The organism is Acidithiobacillus ferrooxidans ATCC 23270, assembly GCF_000021485.1.
In the GTDB taxonomy this organism is placed as follows: domain Bacteria; phylum Pseudomonadota; class Gammaproteobacteria; order Acidithiobacillales; family Acidithiobacillaceae; genus Acidithiobacillus; species Acidithiobacillus ferrooxidans.
Window position 1 is genome coordinate 1,364,456 of sequence record NC_011761.1, and the last position, 15,008, is coordinate 1,379,463.

Annotated in this window: 20 protein-coding genes and 1 pseudogene; 8 read left to right on the forward strand and 13 right to left on the reverse strand. The window is 53.2% G+C overall.

Annotated elements, in window-relative coordinates; genetic code table 11:
* Positions 1–64 precede the first annotated feature (64 nt).
* The 8 genes from AFE_RS07350 to AFE_RS16460 all read right to left on the reverse strand — a co-directional run bounded on the left by AFE_RS07350 (position 65) and on the right by AFE_RS16460 (position 7,791).
* Positions 65–553, reverse strand: coding sequence for a hypothetical protein (locus AFE_RS07350; RefSeq protein ID WP_041645816.1), 489 nt, complete (start codon positions 551–553; stop codon positions 65–67).
* Positions 543–1,526: a hypothetical protein gene (locus AFE_RS16070; protein WP_012607105.1), complete on the reverse strand. Its 984-nt coding sequence runs from the start codon at positions 1,524–1,526 to the stop codon at positions 543–545. The genes AFE_RS07350 and AFE_RS16070 overlap by 11 nt, the downstream gene beginning before the upstream one ends.
* Before the next feature lie 178 nt (positions 1,527–1,704).
* Entirely contained in the window at positions 1,705–3,987 is a 2,283-nt protein-coding gene (gene hsdR / locus AFE_RS07360) for an EcoAI/FtnUII family type I restriction enzme subunit R (protein WP_012607106.1), read from the reverse strand.
* Positions 3,988–3,996: 9 nt separating this feature from the next.
* On the reverse strand, positions 3,997–4,998 hold the full coding sequence (locus AFE_RS07365) for a restriction endonuclease subunit S (RefSeq protein ID WP_236608983.1): 1,002 nt from the start codon (positions 4,996–4,998) through the stop codon (positions 3,997–3,999).
* Positions 4,999–5,192: 194 nt separating this feature from the next.
* Positions 5,193–6,647 (reverse strand): type I restriction-modification system subunit M, encoded by a 1,455-nt coding sequence (locus tag AFE_RS07370; RefSeq protein WP_012607108.1) that lies wholly within the window; start codon positions 6,645–6,647, stop codon positions 5,193–5,195.
* Between the two features lie 98 nt (positions 6,648–6,745).
* Positions 6,746–7,120, reverse strand: a complete 375-nt coding sequence (locus AFE_RS07375) for a type II toxin-antitoxin system VapC family toxin (protein ID WP_009565773.1) — start codon at positions 7,118–7,120, stop codon at positions 6,746–6,748.
* On the reverse strand, positions 7,117–7,314 hold the full coding sequence (locus AFE_RS15630) for a type II toxin-antitoxin system VapB family antitoxin (protein ID WP_012607109.1): 198 nt from the start codon (positions 7,312–7,314) through the stop codon (positions 7,117–7,119). The genes AFE_RS07375 and AFE_RS15630 overlap by 4 nt, the downstream gene beginning before the upstream one ends.
* 315 nt (positions 7,315–7,629) lie before the next feature.
* Positions 7,630–7,791, reverse strand: a complete 162-nt coding sequence (locus AFE_RS16460) for a hypothetical protein (protein WP_012536621.1) — start codon at positions 7,789–7,791, stop codon at positions 7,630–7,632.
* Positions 7,792–8,143: 352 nt separating this feature from the next.
* On the opposite strand from AFE_RS16460, the gene AFE_RS07380 reads away from it, so the two are divergent.
* The 6 genes from AFE_RS07380 to AFE_RS16925 all read left to right on the forward strand — a co-directional run bounded on the left by AFE_RS07380 (position 8,144) and on the right by AFE_RS16925 (position 10,629).
* Positions 8,144–8,818, forward strand: coding sequence for a hypothetical protein (locus tag AFE_RS07380; RefSeq protein ID WP_012607112.1), 675 nt, complete (start codon positions 8,144–8,146; stop codon positions 8,816–8,818).
* Entirely contained in the window at positions 8,815–9,138 is a 324-nt protein-coding gene (locus tag AFE_RS07385) for an integration host factor subunit alpha (protein WP_012607113.1), read from the forward strand. Before AFE_RS07380 ends, AFE_RS07385 begins: the two co-directional genes overlap by 4 nt.
* Positions 9,139–9,204: 66 nt before the next feature.
* Entirely contained in the window at positions 9,205–9,480 is a 276-nt protein-coding gene (locus AFE_RS07390; protein WP_012536624.1) for an HU family DNA-binding protein, read from the forward strand.
* A gap of 11 nt (positions 9,481–9,491) precedes the next feature.
* Positions 9,492–9,845, forward strand: a complete 354-nt coding sequence (locus AFE_RS07395) for a hypothetical protein (protein WP_009560827.1) — start codon at positions 9,492–9,494, stop codon at positions 9,843–9,845.
* 32 nt (positions 9,846–9,877) lie between these two features.
* Entirely contained in the window at positions 9,878–10,075 is a 198-nt protein-coding gene (locus AFE_RS15635) for an HU family DNA-binding protein (RefSeq protein WP_329394548.1), read from the forward strand.
* A 422-nt stretch (positions 10,076–10,497) separates the two neighbouring features.
* Positions 10,498–10,629, forward strand: a complete 132-nt coding sequence (locus AFE_RS16925; RefSeq protein ID WP_012607115.1) for a hypothetical protein — start codon at positions 10,498–10,500, stop codon at positions 10,627–10,629.
* A gap of 45 nt (positions 10,630–10,674) precedes the next feature.
* On the opposite strand, the gene AFE_RS07400 is transcribed toward AFE_RS16925, so the two are convergent.
* Genes AFE_RS07400 through AFE_RS07410 form a run of 3 tightly spaced genes read right to left on the reverse strand, consistent with a single transcriptional unit; the run spans position 10,675 to position 11,989 of the window.
* Positions 10,675–10,812, reverse strand: coding sequence for a type II toxin-antitoxin system RelE/ParE family toxin (locus AFE_RS07400; RefSeq protein ID WP_318253106.1), 138 nt, complete (start codon positions 10,810–10,812; stop codon positions 10,675–10,677).
* On the reverse strand, positions 10,799–11,068 hold the full coding sequence (locus tag AFE_RS07405; RefSeq protein ID WP_012536625.1) for a type II toxin-antitoxin system RelB/DinJ family antitoxin: 270 nt from the start codon (positions 11,066–11,068) through the stop codon (positions 10,799–10,801). The genes AFE_RS07400 and AFE_RS07405 overlap by 14 nt, the downstream gene beginning before the upstream one ends.
* Positions 11,069–11,092: 24 nt before the next feature.
* Positions 11,093–11,989 carry a hypothetical protein gene (locus AFE_RS07410; RefSeq protein WP_009560830.1) on the reverse strand — a complete coding sequence of 299 codons (897 nt, stop codon included), beginning with the start codon at positions 11,987–11,989 and terminating at the stop codon, positions 11,093–11,095.
* A 261-nt stretch (positions 11,990–12,250) separates the two neighbouring features.
* Here AFE_RS07410 and AFE_RS07415 point away from each other — a divergent pair, with 261 nt between their 5' ends.
* Positions 12,251–12,811 carry a 1-acyl-sn-glycerol-3-phosphate acyltransferase gene (locus AFE_RS07415; protein WP_012607116.1) on the forward strand — a complete coding sequence of 187 codons (561 nt, stop codon included), beginning with the start codon at positions 12,251–12,253 and terminating at the stop codon, positions 12,809–12,811.
* Between the two features lie 255 nt (positions 12,812–13,066).
* Positions 13,067–13,585 (forward strand): SIMPL domain-containing protein, encoded by a 519-nt coding sequence (locus AFE_RS07420; RefSeq protein WP_330217291.1) that lies wholly within the window; start codon positions 13,067–13,069, stop codon positions 13,583–13,585.
* Between the two features lie 242 nt (positions 13,586–13,827).
* Here AFE_RS07420 and AFE_RS07425 read toward each other — a convergent pair.
* A pseudogene (locus AFE_RS07425) lies at positions 13,828–14,241 on the reverse strand (IS21 family transposase); the annotation flags it as partial.
* 62 nt (positions 14,242–14,303) lie between these two features.
* Positions 14,304–14,945 carry a hypothetical protein gene (locus AFE_RS07430; protein WP_041645821.1) on the reverse strand — a complete coding sequence of 214 codons (642 nt, stop codon included), beginning with the start codon at positions 14,943–14,945 and terminating at the stop codon, positions 14,304–14,306.
* Between the last annotated feature and the right edge of the window lie 63 nt (positions 14,946–15,008).

The window sequence follows — 15,008 nt, forward strand, 5'->3', positions numbered from 1 at the left end:
TCATTGTTATCTTCGCGTTCCGAAAATATAATTTTCAACCAACTGATTATAAAATAAAACCCATTCATTTATTTATTTTATTTTTTATAACTTTGTGCATCCTCTTTAAAATTAATAGCATTGTTGTGAAGAAATTAAGAAGAAGAAAAAGCGATAATAATCGGATAGCGCAAAGCAAAATTAAAAATGATGATTTGTTTATTATGGAAAGCAGGAGGAGAAGGGAAATGTCAAAAAGAGCAACTAATATACAGTAAGAAATGTTATAATATATTTCATTTAGTTGGTCTTTTTCTATGTCCGTTGCATTTTTGTTCTTATCCAATATGAGAATCATGAGATTAAACAGCAGAGCTGCAAATACTGATAAAGCAATAATTATGTTTCCTTCTTGGCTGTGGTATGTCATCCCAAAGCAGGGGACTGCCAATATTGATATAAGCAGAGGAGCAATAAAAGTAATGGTTATATCAAGAACGCTAATTTTATCATCCCTATAATTTCTAAGTGTAGAAAGGTGGTCAATAACAACCTCTGTAATGTCAAATTTCATTGGTTTGGCCCTGAATTATTTGGGAGAAGTTTTCGTCAATATAGGTATCGCAGGCTGTCTCTAAGGAGTCAAAAGTGGGAAATCGAGTATCAGAGTACGACACGTATTTTGTTATATCATAACTTAGATTGAAAAGGCTGGACCTAGAGAAGTTAAATACTCTATCTTTTCCATTTATATTTAGAGTAACCTTTATGTTGTCTATATCTTCGCCATCATGGCTGACCAATTCAAGCAAGTCTTTGTCAAAGAAATCTTTGGGAGCCATTTCCTTCGGCTGGGTAAGCAAGGTTATCATCTTGGCAAAGAAAGAGGGCATGTTAACTTTAGTTAGTTCAAGTCCTTTAGCAATATGATCAATCTGGTAACGTTTAGTTGTAAAAGAATCAAATTTGTCCTCCGGCGTCTCGTACTTTACTATTTCTATTCTGTTTACAATTGCATTTTCAAGTGCTGCTTTGGCTAGCATTCCGGAAACTATAGGTCTTAAAGTAAAAATTATATCTTTATTCTCTTGGTTGTGTCTTGCAATAATAGCATCTAAGACAGACTTTATGCCGTGCTGCGAAAACTTCTGCAAGCAAACAATTGCATTATTTGATTGTTCACTAAATGTTAGGCTGAAATAAAATGGTATTTCTTCGGCATGGTAAGGCTCTCTTGTGATATCAAGCTTTACATCTACATCTCTTGTATCCTTAAGTGTGGTTTTATAACCATAGTTACCATGGTAGAAAAATCCAGAAATAGATTCCAAGCTGCAACTAAATGATTTTCTTTTTCTTGTAGTATGATTTTCTATCCTTGTAATGCTATCATCATCCTGTTTGCTACCATAATTCAAAAAAAGAGCAATAAGCGTATCTTTTATTTTATTGCTTCCAATGGCGCTGTCAAGTTTTAATAATTTCGTTGGCTCGCTGTGACTTCTTGCTGTTATTATGTATGTGTTTAGCGATATTGTTGGCTTCATGTCTTCTCCTGCTTTACTTAACGTTAGATTGGGTTTTTTAGTTTTATATAAAATATATAGTTAACACATTAAACAATTTTTGCTTATCAGAAACAATAAATAGCAATTCTTTTAACTTTTCATATTGTCTGTCTCCTGTGTTGCATCTCCGAACTTGTAACCAAGAAAATCGGACCCATTATTGATACAAATACCGCTGAAACCCACTGAACACCTTCCTCACCTCTGCCGGGCTACCCAGCTCCGCAAAGGCATCAGATATTGCATTGTTGTACTTCAGCCGGAGCAGGGGCGATAGCTTTTCGGTATCCAGTTCCGCATCACCCACTTTCACGTATTGCGCCAGTACAAAGTCCAGAAAGGCCCGCTGCTTGTCGGTGAACTGTTGGTCCATACTCTGTTTGGCGTGTTCAGCCCGTTCTGTTCTGGGGACCGGCTGCAAGGCAAAGGCCACATAGGCCAGCACGTCATAGAGATCGCTATTCCGCGCGTCGATGATTTGCTGCATCTCCATGAGCAGTTCCCGGTTATAGCCCTTCTCGGCCAGTCCCTGCAGAAAGCTCTTCCGCGTCTCAGGATCGCTCCATATCTGGCGAAGCGCGTCCTCATCCTTGAAGAACTCCGGCAGTGTGCCAAAGAGCCCTTCCAGAAACTGCGCTGCCGTAACGGGATTGCCATCAGGTCCGAAATAGATGGTGGAAGATATGCTCTGGATGCTGCGCTCCTTCCCATCCCGCAGCTTCACCCGGATTTTGACGGGCCGCTCGGTTGGCGGTAGAGGTAGACGGGGTTCCCGCACTTCGCCGCTTCCCCCTGTGGATTCCGCTTCCAGCGGCTCGCCATCCCATTCCGGATCACCAAAATGATGATGCGCCTTCACGAAGTCATAGACGGTGAAAAAGTCCTTCCCCTCATACAGCCGGGTGCCCCGACCGATAATCTGCTTGAATTCGATCATGCTGTTGATTTGGCGTAGCAGAACAATATTGCGAATGTTCCGGGCATCAACACCGGTGCTCAGTTTTTGGCTGGTGGTCAGGATGGTGGGGATACTCTTTTCGTTGTCCTGGAAGTCTTTCAGATACTGATCGCCCATACTGCCGTCATTGGCCGTCACGCGGACACAGTAAAGGGGATCGGTGCTGGTCTTCTCCTGGTTGATGATGTCCCGCACCATGGCGGCGTGCTCCTGATTGGCACAGAACACCAAGGTCTTCTCGCGCTGGTCGATCTGGCTCATGAAGAGCTTTACCCGATAGCGTTCCCGCTCAGGGATGACGATTTTGCGATTGAAGTCTTTTTCCAGATAGGTCTTGCCGCGCTGGATTTCGCCTTCGAGGAGATCATCATCGGGGGTGTATATGTATTCGTCGATGGTGGTGGCGAATTGCTTGACCTTGAAAGGGGTCAGGAAACCGTCATTGATGCCGTCCTTGAGGCTGTAAATATAGACCGGCGCGCCAAAGTACGCATAGGTGTCCACGTTGTCGTTGCGCTTGGGGGTGGCGGTGAGGCCCAACTGTACCGCAGGCGCAAAGTATTCGAGGATGCCGCGCCAGCTGCTTTCGTCCTTGGCGCCGCCCCGATGACATTCATCCACCACGATGAAGTCGAAGAAGTCCGGCGGATAGTCCCCAAAGTACGGCGTGTCACCGGGGCCACTCATGAAGGTCTGGAAAATGCTGAAAAAGATACTGCCGTTGGTGGGGACGCGGCCTTTCTTGCGGATATCCTCAGGGGCAATTCGCACCAGGGCATCTTCGGGGAAAGCGTTGAAGGCATTGAAAGCCTGATTGGCGAGGATATTCCTGTCCGCAAGAAAAAGAATACGTGGCCTGCGGCTGGGTTCGCGGGAGAGGTTCCAGCGGGCCTGAAAAAGCTTCCAGGCGATCTGGAAGGCGATGAAGGTTTTGCCCGTGCCGGTGGCCAGCGTCAGGAGGATGCGTTCCTGTCCCTGTGCAATGGCTTCCAGGACGCGCTGTACGGCGGTTTCCTGATAGTAACGGGGTTGGAATGAGCCGCCGACACTTTCAAACGGAATGGCGGCAAAACGATCCCGCCAGGCATTTTCTACGACATGGGTTTGATTCCAGAGTTCTTCGGGGGAAGGATAACAGGGTAGTTCACCTTCCGAACCCATTTCCATGTCGATGCCATAGATGGATATTCCGTTGGTGGCATAGGTGAAGCGTATGGCCATCTTCAGGGCGTATTGCTTGGCCTGCGTCACTCCTTCGGTATGGGGCAGATCGCGGCGCTTGGCTTCGACGATGGCGAGCTTCTCGTTGCGGTACTCCAGCACGTAGTCAGCAATTTCCGGCTTGCCGCGTTGTCCGGCGCCCTGCAGTCGCCCCTGAGTAATCCGATACTCCCGCAATACCCGGCTGCCTTCCACCACACCCCAGCCAGCGGCCTTGAGGGCGGGATCTACCAGTTGGGCGCGGGTGTCGGCTTCATTCATGGCAGAATCCTATAGGTCGCCGTTAAAGGCTTGGTGTAGGAGGGATTGTTTTAGTTCGTCGAGGGCGATGAGTTTTTTCTGGTAAAGGGATTCGAGGCGTTGGGTTTCTTCATGTAAATTATCGAGACGAGCAACAATATGGTTCTGCTCATCAACGGTCGGGGGAATGAATATGGAAAGGGAACTCCACTTCGACTTGTTGATAATGGGAAGGGTCGCTTGTCCAGCATTCTCATGAACGCGACGCTGGAAGTCTACAGTGATCATCTGGTAGTAGACCATTTTGGCAGATATTCCAGTCGCTGGAGTTAATGAGTTAATCTGTTGATTAGTTGCAATTATCCTGTTTGCATACGCGGATTTGCCAATGGTTGCTCCAATACATACCATGATTGCTGATGGTGCCATAACCAATCGTGCTTTTGCCGCTCCATTCTGGCTTAACCCTTCGTTATCGTAGGTAATGGAGCCATCAGGCTTAAAGTCACCTGGTTTCACGAAGGGAATATGTTTACCCAGGTTTTCGGGCTCAGATGCCTTTGGTGTAGAACCGGTTTGAGTCTTACCGACTTCATCCAACCGCTTCTCCACCCATCCCTCACCTCGCTGCGAAAACACCGCATTCAGATGGCTCTCAAAGACCTCACGGGCATTCTGAAGATTCTTCTCGGCGTTCGCTTTTGCGGTTGCTATGCCTTCAAAGGCTTCGTCGAGGATGGCGACTATGCGGCGCTGTTCAGGAATGGAAGTAGGGAAGCTGACGTGGTAATCGTTTGCTAGCTTGGAACGTGCTAACTCGGTCTGGCCTCCACAACCTTCACCGCCCTCCTGAATCTGATTTTCTATAGCGATTAGCGCGTAACCAAAAAATTCAGGGAAGAAGAGCCCATCTTTGGGCCGAACAATAGTAACATGAGAGTCTACGGTCGTCGGTTCATGAGGCTCATCACGGACTTGCGCAACACGCCCTAATGTTCCGGTACCTGTAGAGTTAACGAGCACATCCCCCACACGGACCAGTTTGTCAGCCGACACTCGTTTGGTGGTAACACAGTGGCGTCGTCCAAGGTCATAGTTAATTGAGTGATCGCGAATACACTTCTGATTTAATACAGCCGTTCCGCCGTCATCAAGATATACCGGAGATATGCCGCGATTTATAAGCTGACATACTTTGCTCAGTGGCTCGACGTGCCACCCATCCCTCACAGCAGCCCCCGAATAGCCGCCAGCACCTCAGCACTCTCCGCATCCAGTGCGGCAATCTCATCCAGAATCTCTTCCGGGCTACGCAGCACCTTTTCATCACCGCCATTGGGATTTTTGGCCGACAGGTCATAGGTGCGGGTGTCGATGCCGGACACGTCCACCGTCCATGATTGCGGCGAGTCGGCCTTGGTCTTCTGAAGTGCGACAAACTCCGCCAGATCGTTGTCATTGAGGGGGTTCGTCTTCCCCATGTTCCGTCCGGGGTTGAGCTGGTAGTACCAGACCTTGCGGGTCGGCGCGCCCTTGTCAAAGAACAGCACCACGGTTTTTACTCCCGCCCCCTGAAAAGTCCCACCCGGCAGATCCAGTACCGTATGCAGGTTGCAATCTTCCAGTAGCAGTTTGCGCAAACTGACCGAGGCATTGTCCGTATTGCTCAGGAAGGTGTTTTTAATGACTACACCGGCCCGGCCGCCAGCCTTCAGCATGCGGATAAAGTGCTGCAGGAATAAAAAGGCCGTCTCGCCGGTCTTGATGGGGAAGTTCTGCTGAACCTCCTTGCGTTCCTTGCCGCCAAAGGGTGGATTCGCCAGCACCACATCTACCCGGTCTTTTGGCTGGATATCCATGAGATTTTCGGCCAGGGTGTTGGTATGGACGATGTTCGGCGCATCGATGCCATGCAGGATCATGTTCATGATAGCGATGACATAGGCCAGACTCTTTTTCTCTTTGCCGTAGAAGGTACGCTCCTGCAGCGTCTGCATGTCGCCGGTGGTCAGTCCCGGCTGGGCCTTGAGATAGTCGAAGGCTTCGCAGAGAAAGCCCGCAGAGCCCACGGCGCCGTCGTAAATCTTCTCGCCGACCTTGGGCGCCACCACCTGCACAATCGCCCGAATCAGAGGGCGGGGTGTGTAATATTCGCCGCCGTTACGACCGGCATTCCCCATGTTCTTGATCTTGGCTTCATACAGGTGGGAGAGCTCGTGCTTCTCTGTCTGGGACCGGAAGCGCAGACCATCAATGATCTCCACGATCTCCCGCAGGTTGTAGCCACTTTGAATCTTATTTTTGATCTCGCTGAAGATCTCACCGATCTTGTACTCGATGGTGTTGGAACCAGTAGCACGGCGCTTGAAGCCTGACAGATACGGAAACAACCGGATATTCACAAAGTCCCGGAGGTCGTCCCCGGACATGGCCTTGTGGTGGTCCATCCTGCCATCTGCCGTTTTGGGCGCCGCCCAATGCTCCCAGCGGAAGGCATCCTCCAGGATGAAGGTGTAGGGACGGCCTTCCAGCTCAGCCTCCATGGCGCGGTCCTGCTCCAGGGCATCGAGGTATTTTAAAAACAGCAGCCAGGAGGTCTGTTCGGTGTAATCGAGTTCGCTGGAGGAGCCTGCATCTTTGTGGAGGATGTCATCGATATTCTTGAAGGCCTGCTCGAACATGCGTCTCTCTTGCGGTCGGTAGTTGTTATAGATGTGGCTTGAATATAAGGCATTGGAGGCACGGCGGGAAGGAGCGCGGCGTGGGACTGAACTGCCTTCTATTCGGATGACGTCGGCGAGTACGCGCAGCCAAGTTCGGTAGCCAGAGCCATGAGACGTTTGTCGCGGGACCATAAATTGGCCTGCACGAGCATGGCGGAGGCTAGGATACTCGCGTCAATATAGCCTATACCGCGTCCCATCAGGCCGTGACGCCCAATAAAAAACAGGGTTTCTTCTGGAGAGGTGGCGGTGCATCGGGGTAAGCCTGAGAGCAGATATAAGGTCTGCTGCCGATTTTTGAGATTCCCGCAAGCGATTTCTCCGATGATGAAATCGTGCGTTTGCACCATGGCATGATCAAGCAGAGTAGAGAGGTGTGCATCTCCAGAGCGAAAATGGTCGATCCAGACGGAGGTATCGACCAGAATCAAGCGGCAGGCTCTCGTCTGCGAGGAGTGTTCTGTAACTGCGGTTCTGTTCCACCCAGGCGAGCGAGGCGACGGGCACTTTCCCGTTCAATCAAAGCACGCAGGGCCTCTTTTAAGAGGGCACCACGGTCTTCTACGCCACAGAGCGTTTTGGCTTGGGCCAGGAGCTCATCATCCAGGTTGATTGTCGTTCGCATAAGATGGACCTCATCATGGCATCACATGATGTTATTTTAGATGCTTGGCACTGGTTTGTCATGAGCTCGGTGCGCATAGTCGGATGATGATTTTTATGTTGTGTAGCGACCGCCGTAACCTGAGGCCGCCGTCTTTTAGCCGGTGGAGTATTCACTAGAGAGGGGAGGGGAGGGGAGTGGAACGGAACGCAAGATAAAGAAGGGGGTAACGTGCAGGCATCCTGCGCAATATCAACGCGTTGGCAACGCTCCTCGCTGGATCAAAGCACTGACCAAGTTTGGCTTCATCACCTCCGCCACCACCGGGAGCGTTCTTTACAGCAGTAAGAGCACCGCCACCGCCGGGTGCACCGCCACCTCCGCCACCACCAGGAGGGCCTCCTGAATTTTTTGGCGGACCCCCTCCAGGGCCTCCGGGTGGACCACCTCCGCCACCATGAACTCTGCCGCTCCGATTCCCCCGATGAGTCGGAGCATTCTGTTAAGCCGCGCCACGAAACGGCGTCGGCTTGGACGGATTGTTCATGTGAAAGAGACGGGGTTTACGGGCACAGAAGCTCCTGGCCTGTGAGGACCATTTTACGGGATCTGAAAGCGGCTATGCAGGATCTGGCAGAAATCCGAACTTGACCAGCTTAGGATGACGAAGCCATTCTGACAGATACAGGTGGAAAGCGTCTGGGACACGCAGTTCCCAGATGAACCCTGCGGGAAGCTATGCATTCCTCTTTGCTGCGTATTTCCGTCTGCCCCGGTGGAAGGCCACACACCCCGCCAAGGGGCTGTCTGTAAGATTTGCGAGTCCCCGCCAACATGCTAAATTGCAGCCATGACTAATGTTCACCCATTTCCCAAAGAACGCATCGGCAAATCTGCAAAAGCCAATCGCAAGGAACGCGGCCTTGCAGGCGGCTACCCCGCATTTCATCTGCCGGATATACATAACGAGCCTGTGGATGTACTCATGGCGGTTATTCAGGCTGGTGGCCTGTATCTTACCCCCACGGCGGAACGCCCTGCCGATGACCTGCCAACGACCCACCTGCTGCGCACTATCGACGGCCTCAATGCGCTGACGGACGCGGCCAACGTGCTCATTGATTACGCCATGCGTCATCCAGCGGAATTTCCCCAGGAAGATGTGGACAGTCTGGCCCGGCGAGGCGAACAGGCCCACAAAGTGATGCACAAGCTCGATGAGATGCTGCCGTCGGACGATTTCATCATGACCATAGACAGCTACGGTCCTGACCTGATGGCGGAGTACGCCACCAACGCGGCCATCATTGTTGTCAGTGCCTTTGCCCTGGATATCATGGCGCACTACGACGAATCGTTCATCCAGACCGGCAAGGACAAGCGCAAAGCCATGTTCAGAGATTTTCAGGGGGCCTATCAGGAAGCCCAGGATGAATGCCTGTCCCGTTCAGAAGGGCATGAATTTCTGATCAAAGAATTGACATCGGCGCAACGTGCCCTAAAAAAGCTACTGAAGGAACCATGACTATTACCAAGAAAGATGTGGCAAATCATTTGTGGGAAGTGGGCGGTTGGACCCATCCGCAAGCCGAGCAATTTGTGGATGCCTTCTTTGAACACATGCGTGCCGCTATCATCACAGAGTCGGAACTCAAGTTATCGGGATTCGGTAGATTTACCGTGCGGGCTAAATCGTCGCGCCCTGGCCGCAATCCCAAAACCGGACAACCATACGAAATCAAAGCCCGTCGAGTGGTGACATTCAGCGCAAGTGCTCTGTTGCGCGCGAAATCTAATCAGATTTTTCCGTATTCTCGGCGTCTACGCCATAAAACCCCTCAGTAGCCGCTTGCGGATTGGAATGGCATTCCTTAAAGTAAGGCGCACCCTTTCCTTTTGTTGAGGTCAATCATGAATAAATTAGAATTCGTCGCTGCCCTGGCGCAACATGGGGCCATGTCCAAGGTCGACGCCGAAAAAATGTTTCAGGTCTTCCGGCATACGCTGGAAACAGAGTTGCCGACAGCCGGGAAGATCGTCTTTCCGGGTTTCTGCACGTTTGAGGTTGCAGAAAAGCCAGCCCGTAAGGGTCGTAATCCGGCGACAGGCCAGGAAATCGACATTCCCGCGAAGAAGAGCATCAAGTTCAAGGCGGGGAAAGAATTTGCGGATAAAGTGAATAGCTAAAGGATCTCATCATGGAAGCAACCAAAAAGTATGTTCGTCGTACTGCCGAGCAACGTCTGGCGGATTTGGAAAAGCAGCAAGCCGAAATTCTGGACCGTCAGCGTGCCGCGCTTGCCAAGATTGAGGAAGAAAAGAAAAAACTGATGCAATCCCCGTCCAGCCGCAAGAAAAATCTGGAACAAGAAAAACGCTTTGCGCGCGCTGCATCGACTCTCGCACCAGATTGGGATTTCCGGCATTACATAGCGGCCATTGAGAAGGTGCTGGCAGATTCCGCTGATGCAGCCGACCTCTCGGTGCGTGGTGAAGCTTTGCTGGCAGAGCATGGTAAGGGTAAGCGTGGACGGCGGCCCAAGAACGGATAGGTCCGACTATGACGGTTACCAGACAGGAATTGATGGATTACCTGGTGGATACCTTCGGTTTCAGCCATAAGGGATGCGCGGAATTGGTTGCCAGTTTTTTCTCAAGACCGGGGCGCAACCCCGGAACTGGCGTGCCATGTGAAATTACTGCGTGTCGCGTGGTCACTTTCAAGGCCCGCCCCAAATTGCGGCAACGATGTAACCCACACGTTCAGGATGCGGAAGCATAGGTGGACCATGGGTCAAAAGTCATTATACCGGACATCAACGGCTGTCCCAGTAGACAGATCGTTCGTGTGATTGGCCCCGTGTATGGCCGGGTGTCCGATCCCACAACATTGTCGGCAATTTCCTTAGCGGCGTCCGCGCCATCTTTGCCGGCAAGCAATGTCACGGGTCGGCAATATGGCGCCATTACGCCGACTACGGTGTGGCGCCATATTGCCGATCCGTGACAGCCGCCCCCTATCGTCAACGATCCGCCGTTCTGATCTGAGAAATCGCTCTCTCCGAGCCATGCCGCCCCGTTCACAAAATTGGGCTGCATGGCCTTTTTATGCCGCCGTTTGCCCCTCATGTAACTTGACCAGAGAACCATCAATTTGGCTGACCACATTCAAGTTTGGCGTTATAACTCACACAGCTTCGAATCATGCGCGATCGCAAATACCTATTTTCTGGTGCCGACTGGTTCTCAGTCGAGCGCAACCAACTACAAAAGATGTCCGTGGAAATTGCGGGTGTAAACGGCGAGCGCCTGCTCAATACGCGGTTGATGATCTAGCACGGTTCTTCGAGTCAAAGTTCCAAGTAGAAGTACCTACGCTCGTCATGCATCGAGGGGCTGATCAGTCGCCAGTGCCACCAATACCGGCCTGAGCGTGTCATCGAGCGTGGCCCGGTGTTGGCCCTTGGCCTCGCGCTTGTAGTCGCGTTTGAACGCGGAGGAACGGTCAATCGTCCGCATGCAAATCCGCCATCAGATCGTCCACGCTAGTGAACTTCTTGCCTTTGCCCGCTTCCAGCTCGGCAATGGCCTTCTTGGTGGTGGCGTTGGGCACCTTCACGTGGAAAGGCATGCGTTGTTCGTCGGCGATGCGCAGCATCAGCAGACGGATGGCGTCGGAAACCGACAGCCCCATTGCTTCAAGCGCGCTGGCGGCCCGCTCCTTGGTGTTGGTGTCAATGCGGGCGCGGACGTAGGTGTCGGTGGTAGTGCTCATGGTAATTTTCCAGGAATGCTCAGGCTACACCGTGGGCAATTTTAGCTGTGTGGCATGAGTTTTGTGTTCCAGAACTTTTAATACGGCATAGTCCGTTTTTACCCCGGCATCTGTTTGCCATTGCGTGACCCGGACGCGGCAAATCAAAACGTCCGATTTTGCAAAAGATTCCTTATCGGAGTTCACTCGAAGAAGGAATTCTGTATCCTCAATAGACACAAATACGGTCGCCTGCCCATCATACAGTCTCCACTTGTTGCCTTCTTGAAACGCCAGATTAGCGATAGAGAAAGCCTGTGTTCGCTCTTCAGAGAACAAAATCTCATCCGTGGCTGGTGGAGTAACAAAGTATCCACGCTCCTTTTTGCTAACAGTGACATCGACAGATTCATCCCGGCCTAACGCTATAGTCTCAATGCCATCACAGTTCAGGGGATCCAATGCTTTTTCGAGCTTTTCCCGAAATTCGCGGTGCTGAAGCAAAATAAGAGTATATTCTTCGATTTCAAGCTGATCCTCATCTTCCGTGATGAGAATTCGTTTGTTCCCGTGAATATCTATCCTGTGAATTTTTCGTCCGCGCAACCATTTCAGAGCAGCGATGGCGCCACCGCCAAAAGCCCCCAACCCCAGGAGTACTGCTGTCGCGTTGGCCAGCCCTTGCCCGTCCTTACCGGCAAACCAGTCTATCGTTGACTGGAGCACACCGGATGTCAAAGTAAGGTCTACACCAAAACTGCCGGTCTTGAACGATGCCTTGACGTTTACCACCATTTTGCTCTTCGGGCCAAATAGTGCCTGACTGGCAGCATCACAAGCGTCTGCCAGAGAGAGCAGCGCGGGAGCCAGATCCCGCACATCCATTTCGTGCGTATCCAAGGCTGGACCATCGTAGGTAATCCGAAAATGTTCAGTGCTCATCGAAATTTTTGTCCGATCTGAAGCTGCTCCTAGGGTAGCACCATCTGCTCAGATTTTCTTCCGCCAGGTCGTGCGCTTCTTGGCAAATTTGTTCTCAGTCCCAACTATGCTTTGCGGGTGCTGAATTTTTCGCCATGCGCAGAGCACGAAGCCCCGACTACAGCCCTGGCTTAGTCGCGGGAGGATTCACTGTCCGCATGCTCCGATACCCGCCCTGTGCATGATCTATACCCTCCCATCAGCCTTCACGGGAGTATCGCCATGCCGGGTCACCTGATCCTTGTCCGTCCGCATACGTCGTTGCTGGACGGCCCTGTCATTGCCCGTTACCTGCATCAGATGGGTGGACATTGCGGCTACCTGTTCGCCGTCGATCCAGATTATGCTCGCCACCCTTTCTGGCGAAGGGCGCTGACTTGGTATGGCCGGGTCCACGGCCACCAGCGCATGGTCGCCCTTGACCAACGATCACCCATGGCGCTTCGGGTGATTTTGCGCACCCTGGAGGCGGGCCACGGAGTGGTGCTGTTCCCGCAGGGAACGGGCATTTCCAATCCGGTCCGGCCAGATCTGCCTGGAGCATCCTGGTTAGCCCGTAAATCCCGATGCCTGGTCACGGAGATCCGCCTGGATCACTCCCGCTGGATTCCTCAAGTGGCGTATCATGGACGTGTGCGCCACGCCACTCATGGGGCACCAGCCATGGGACCTCCTCGTGCGCTACATCGTCGCCCAAATTACCCGGTCACCCGTGGCCACCAGAGGGGGCGATTCCTGCTCTGGCCGGGCCGTAACTGCTTTTTTTCGGTTAATCCGTTTTAGGGGGTTGAGAGTGGCGATTATTACGAGAGCACGCGTGGTAAGATCATCAAAGCATCCGGAATCAACCGGCTAAAAGAAGTTTCCCGTGCGCAAGATCGTGGCAACCGTTGGTTTTGCTATCCTCGCCTTGCCTACCTGCGCGGCGGTGCACGGCGTAAACCCCATCCCGCGCGCGCAGATCCGCCTCACTACGACAGCCGGCTACCGTGTGCCTGACACCGAACTGCGCGCCAGCCTTTCGGCGCAGTCCAGCGGATCCGGTCCTCGACGCTTGCCGCCCAGGTCAACCGGACGGTGGCATGGGCGGACGCACAGGTTTCGTCGGTACACCGTTTGCAACGGCACGCCGACGGATATGCGGCCGTGCGCACGGGGAACAAAACGGCCCCGTGGCGCGTACAGGAAACCCTGGTCGCCGAGAGCGCAGACCCATCCGCCTTATTACCACTTCTGGGCACGTTGCAAGAACGGCTGCACCTCGATGGACTGGAATACACTGCGTCACCAGGACAAATCCGCACAGCGAACGATCGCGCCGAGGTAATCGCCCTGCGCCGTTTTCTGGCCGCAGCCAAGCGTGATTGCGCCGCACTTGGGTTCCCCGGCGCGGCGCGTCCTGTGAAGGTGGACCTGCAGGCCGGTTCACCACCAATTCCTGTCCGGCCCTATCCCGTGATGATGGCGGCCATGCGGGAGGCTCCGGGGCCGGTGGCGGCCAACCCGGGCGTTACTCACGGGACCGTTACGGTCAGCGGGATCGCTGATTGCCGGTAGTTCCGGCAATGGATAGCGAACGATCCCAGGATCGCGGGGAGATCATGCTCGACGACCGCAAGGTTGATCCAGATAGGAGGGAGGCAGTTTCAGGTTCGATACCTGAAACTGCAGAAAACGCTGCCCGAGTGGGAAATTACCGTGTCCAGTGCGGTGGGTAGTTACGTGGCCAGCTTCCGGTTCACAGGCGGCCACGGATATTTGGTGGAGGTGCGGTAAGGCATTTGATCACCATTGCCTCCATAGAGAGGTTGATTCCCCTTGCGGAATTCTACCCAGTCCACTTGCATCTGCTCACCCGGTGCCGTCTCGAAACGCACCACCGGATCGTCGGGCAGCGCAGGTTTGATCCCGCGCAGGAAACGACGCAGTTGGCTCATCCCTCCAGCATAACCCTGGGCGGCAATCTCCCGGTGCAGCACCGTGGCCGGTATCCAGTGGGGATGTGCTGCCGCCTGCCGTTCCCGCAGGTACGCTTCATAAGACGATAACTTGCTGGTCCGCTTCTTCTGCCGCTCGTAGTACGGTGTCCGCCCCTTCGACAAGTGGCTGCGCACCGTATTTACCGCACATCCTACCTCGGCCGCTATCCGCCGCAGGCTGAAACCGTGTTTCCTTAATACCTCGATTTCCATATACACCTCGTTCGTGATCACCGGCGCCTCAAATACGCCGATCTTCTCAACCCGGTGTATCAACTTTCAATCGCTGGCCTGTATCAATTTACATCCGCCGCTGACAGGGGGTTTCCCTGGCGGAGGAGCTCCTGTTGTGCGGCTATGGCCGCCGCCTGGTAGGATTGGAGGCGAATATAATCCTTGGCTGTGGCCTGTTGTCGGAGGAAGGCCGCCAAGTCCTGGACCAGACCCGTCATCAAGGGTGCCGTAGCCCCGGGGAAAGCACCACCGATGTGATGAAAAAGCCCGATGATCACCTGGCCGACATCCCCCACGGTCGCGGCGGCCGTCATATTGCCACCGAGCGCGAAGCGGATGGCCCGCTCTCGCCATGGGGCGAAGTCCAGCGCATTCACCACATCACCAACAATCACTCCTCCGCCCGAACGCAGGGCTCGCCCTCCCGGCCCCTGCCCTTCGGGGATGTCTGCCAAGCTACTGATGCGCAGGCCCTCCGTGTACTCCCTCGCAGCGCCCGCAGTGGCCATCACCTGCACCCAGGTAGCCCCGGGCCCTAGGCGACCGACCCACGCCACGGGCAGATCCAGATCCGCAGCCAGTCGTTCGGCCACGCGCTGGAATACGGTATCAACGGCGTTTTCCAGGCCATCCCGCAGGATGCGCACCATGGCCAGCAGGCTACAATAAAATTGCTCTTGGGACTGCTGTGTTTCCAGGATCACCGGGCGCGGCTCCATTTTTCGGCCATTTGGCTGGGAAGATAGCAAAGCCGTTATCGCTTTGCC

Coding starts and splice junctions, on each gene's coding strand:
- AFE_RS07350 (WP_041645816.1), bottom strand. CDS start 553: ATGAAATTTGACATTACAGAGGTTGTTATTGACCACCTTTCTACACTT.
- AFE_RS16070 (WP_012607105.1), bottom strand. CDS start 1,526: ATGAAGCCAACAATATCGCTAAACACATACATAATAACAGCAAGAAGT.
- hsdR (WP_012607106.1), bottom strand. CDS start 3,987: ATGAATGAAGCCGACACCCGCGCCCAACTGGTAGATCCCGCCCTCAAG.
- AFE_RS07370 (WP_012607108.1), bottom strand. CDS start 6,647: ATGTTCGAGCAGGCCTTCAAGAATATCGATGACATCCTCCACAAAGAT.
- AFE_RS15630 (WP_012607109.1), bottom strand. CDS start 7,314: ATGCGAACGACAATCAACCTGGATGATGAGCTCCTGGCCCAAGCCAAA.
- AFE_RS16460 (WP_012536621.1), bottom strand. CDS start 7,791: ATGCTCCGACTCATCGGGGGAATCGGAGCGGCAGAGTTCATGGTGGCG.
- AFE_RS07380 (WP_012607112.1), top strand. CDS start 8,144: ATGACTAATGTTCACCCATTTCCCAAAGAACGCATCGGCAAATCTGCA.
- AFE_RS07385 (WP_012607113.1), top strand. CDS start 8,815: ATGACTATTACCAAGAAAGATGTGGCAAATCATTTGTGGGAAGTGGGC.
- AFE_RS07390 (WP_012536624.1), top strand. CDS start 9,205: ATGAATAAATTAGAATTCGTCGCTGCCCTGGCGCAACATGGGGCCATG.
- AFE_RS07395 (WP_009560827.1), top strand. CDS start 9,492: ATGGAAGCAACCAAAAAGTATGTTCGTCGTACTGCCGAGCAACGTCTG.
- AFE_RS15635 (WP_329394548.1), top strand. CDS start 9,878: ATGGATTACCTGGTGGATACCTTCGGTTTCAGCCATAAGGGATGCGCG.
- AFE_RS16925 (WP_012607115.1), top strand. CDS start 10,498: ATGCGCGATCGCAAATACCTATTTTCTGGTGCCGACTGGTTCTCAGTC.
- AFE_RS07400 (WP_318253106.1), bottom strand. CDS start 10,812: ATGCGGACGATTGACCGTTCCTCCGCGTTCAAACGCGACTACAAGCGC.
- AFE_RS07405 (WP_012536625.1), bottom strand. CDS start 11,068: ATGAGCACTACCACCGACACCTACGTCCGCGCCCGCATTGACACCAAC.
- AFE_RS07410 (WP_009560830.1), bottom strand. CDS start 11,989: ATGAGCACTGAACATTTTCGGATTACCTACGATGGTCCAGCCTTGGAT.
- AFE_RS07415 (WP_012607116.1), top strand. CDS start 12,251: ATGCCGGGTCACCTGATCCTTGTCCGTCCGCATACGTCGTTGCTGGAC.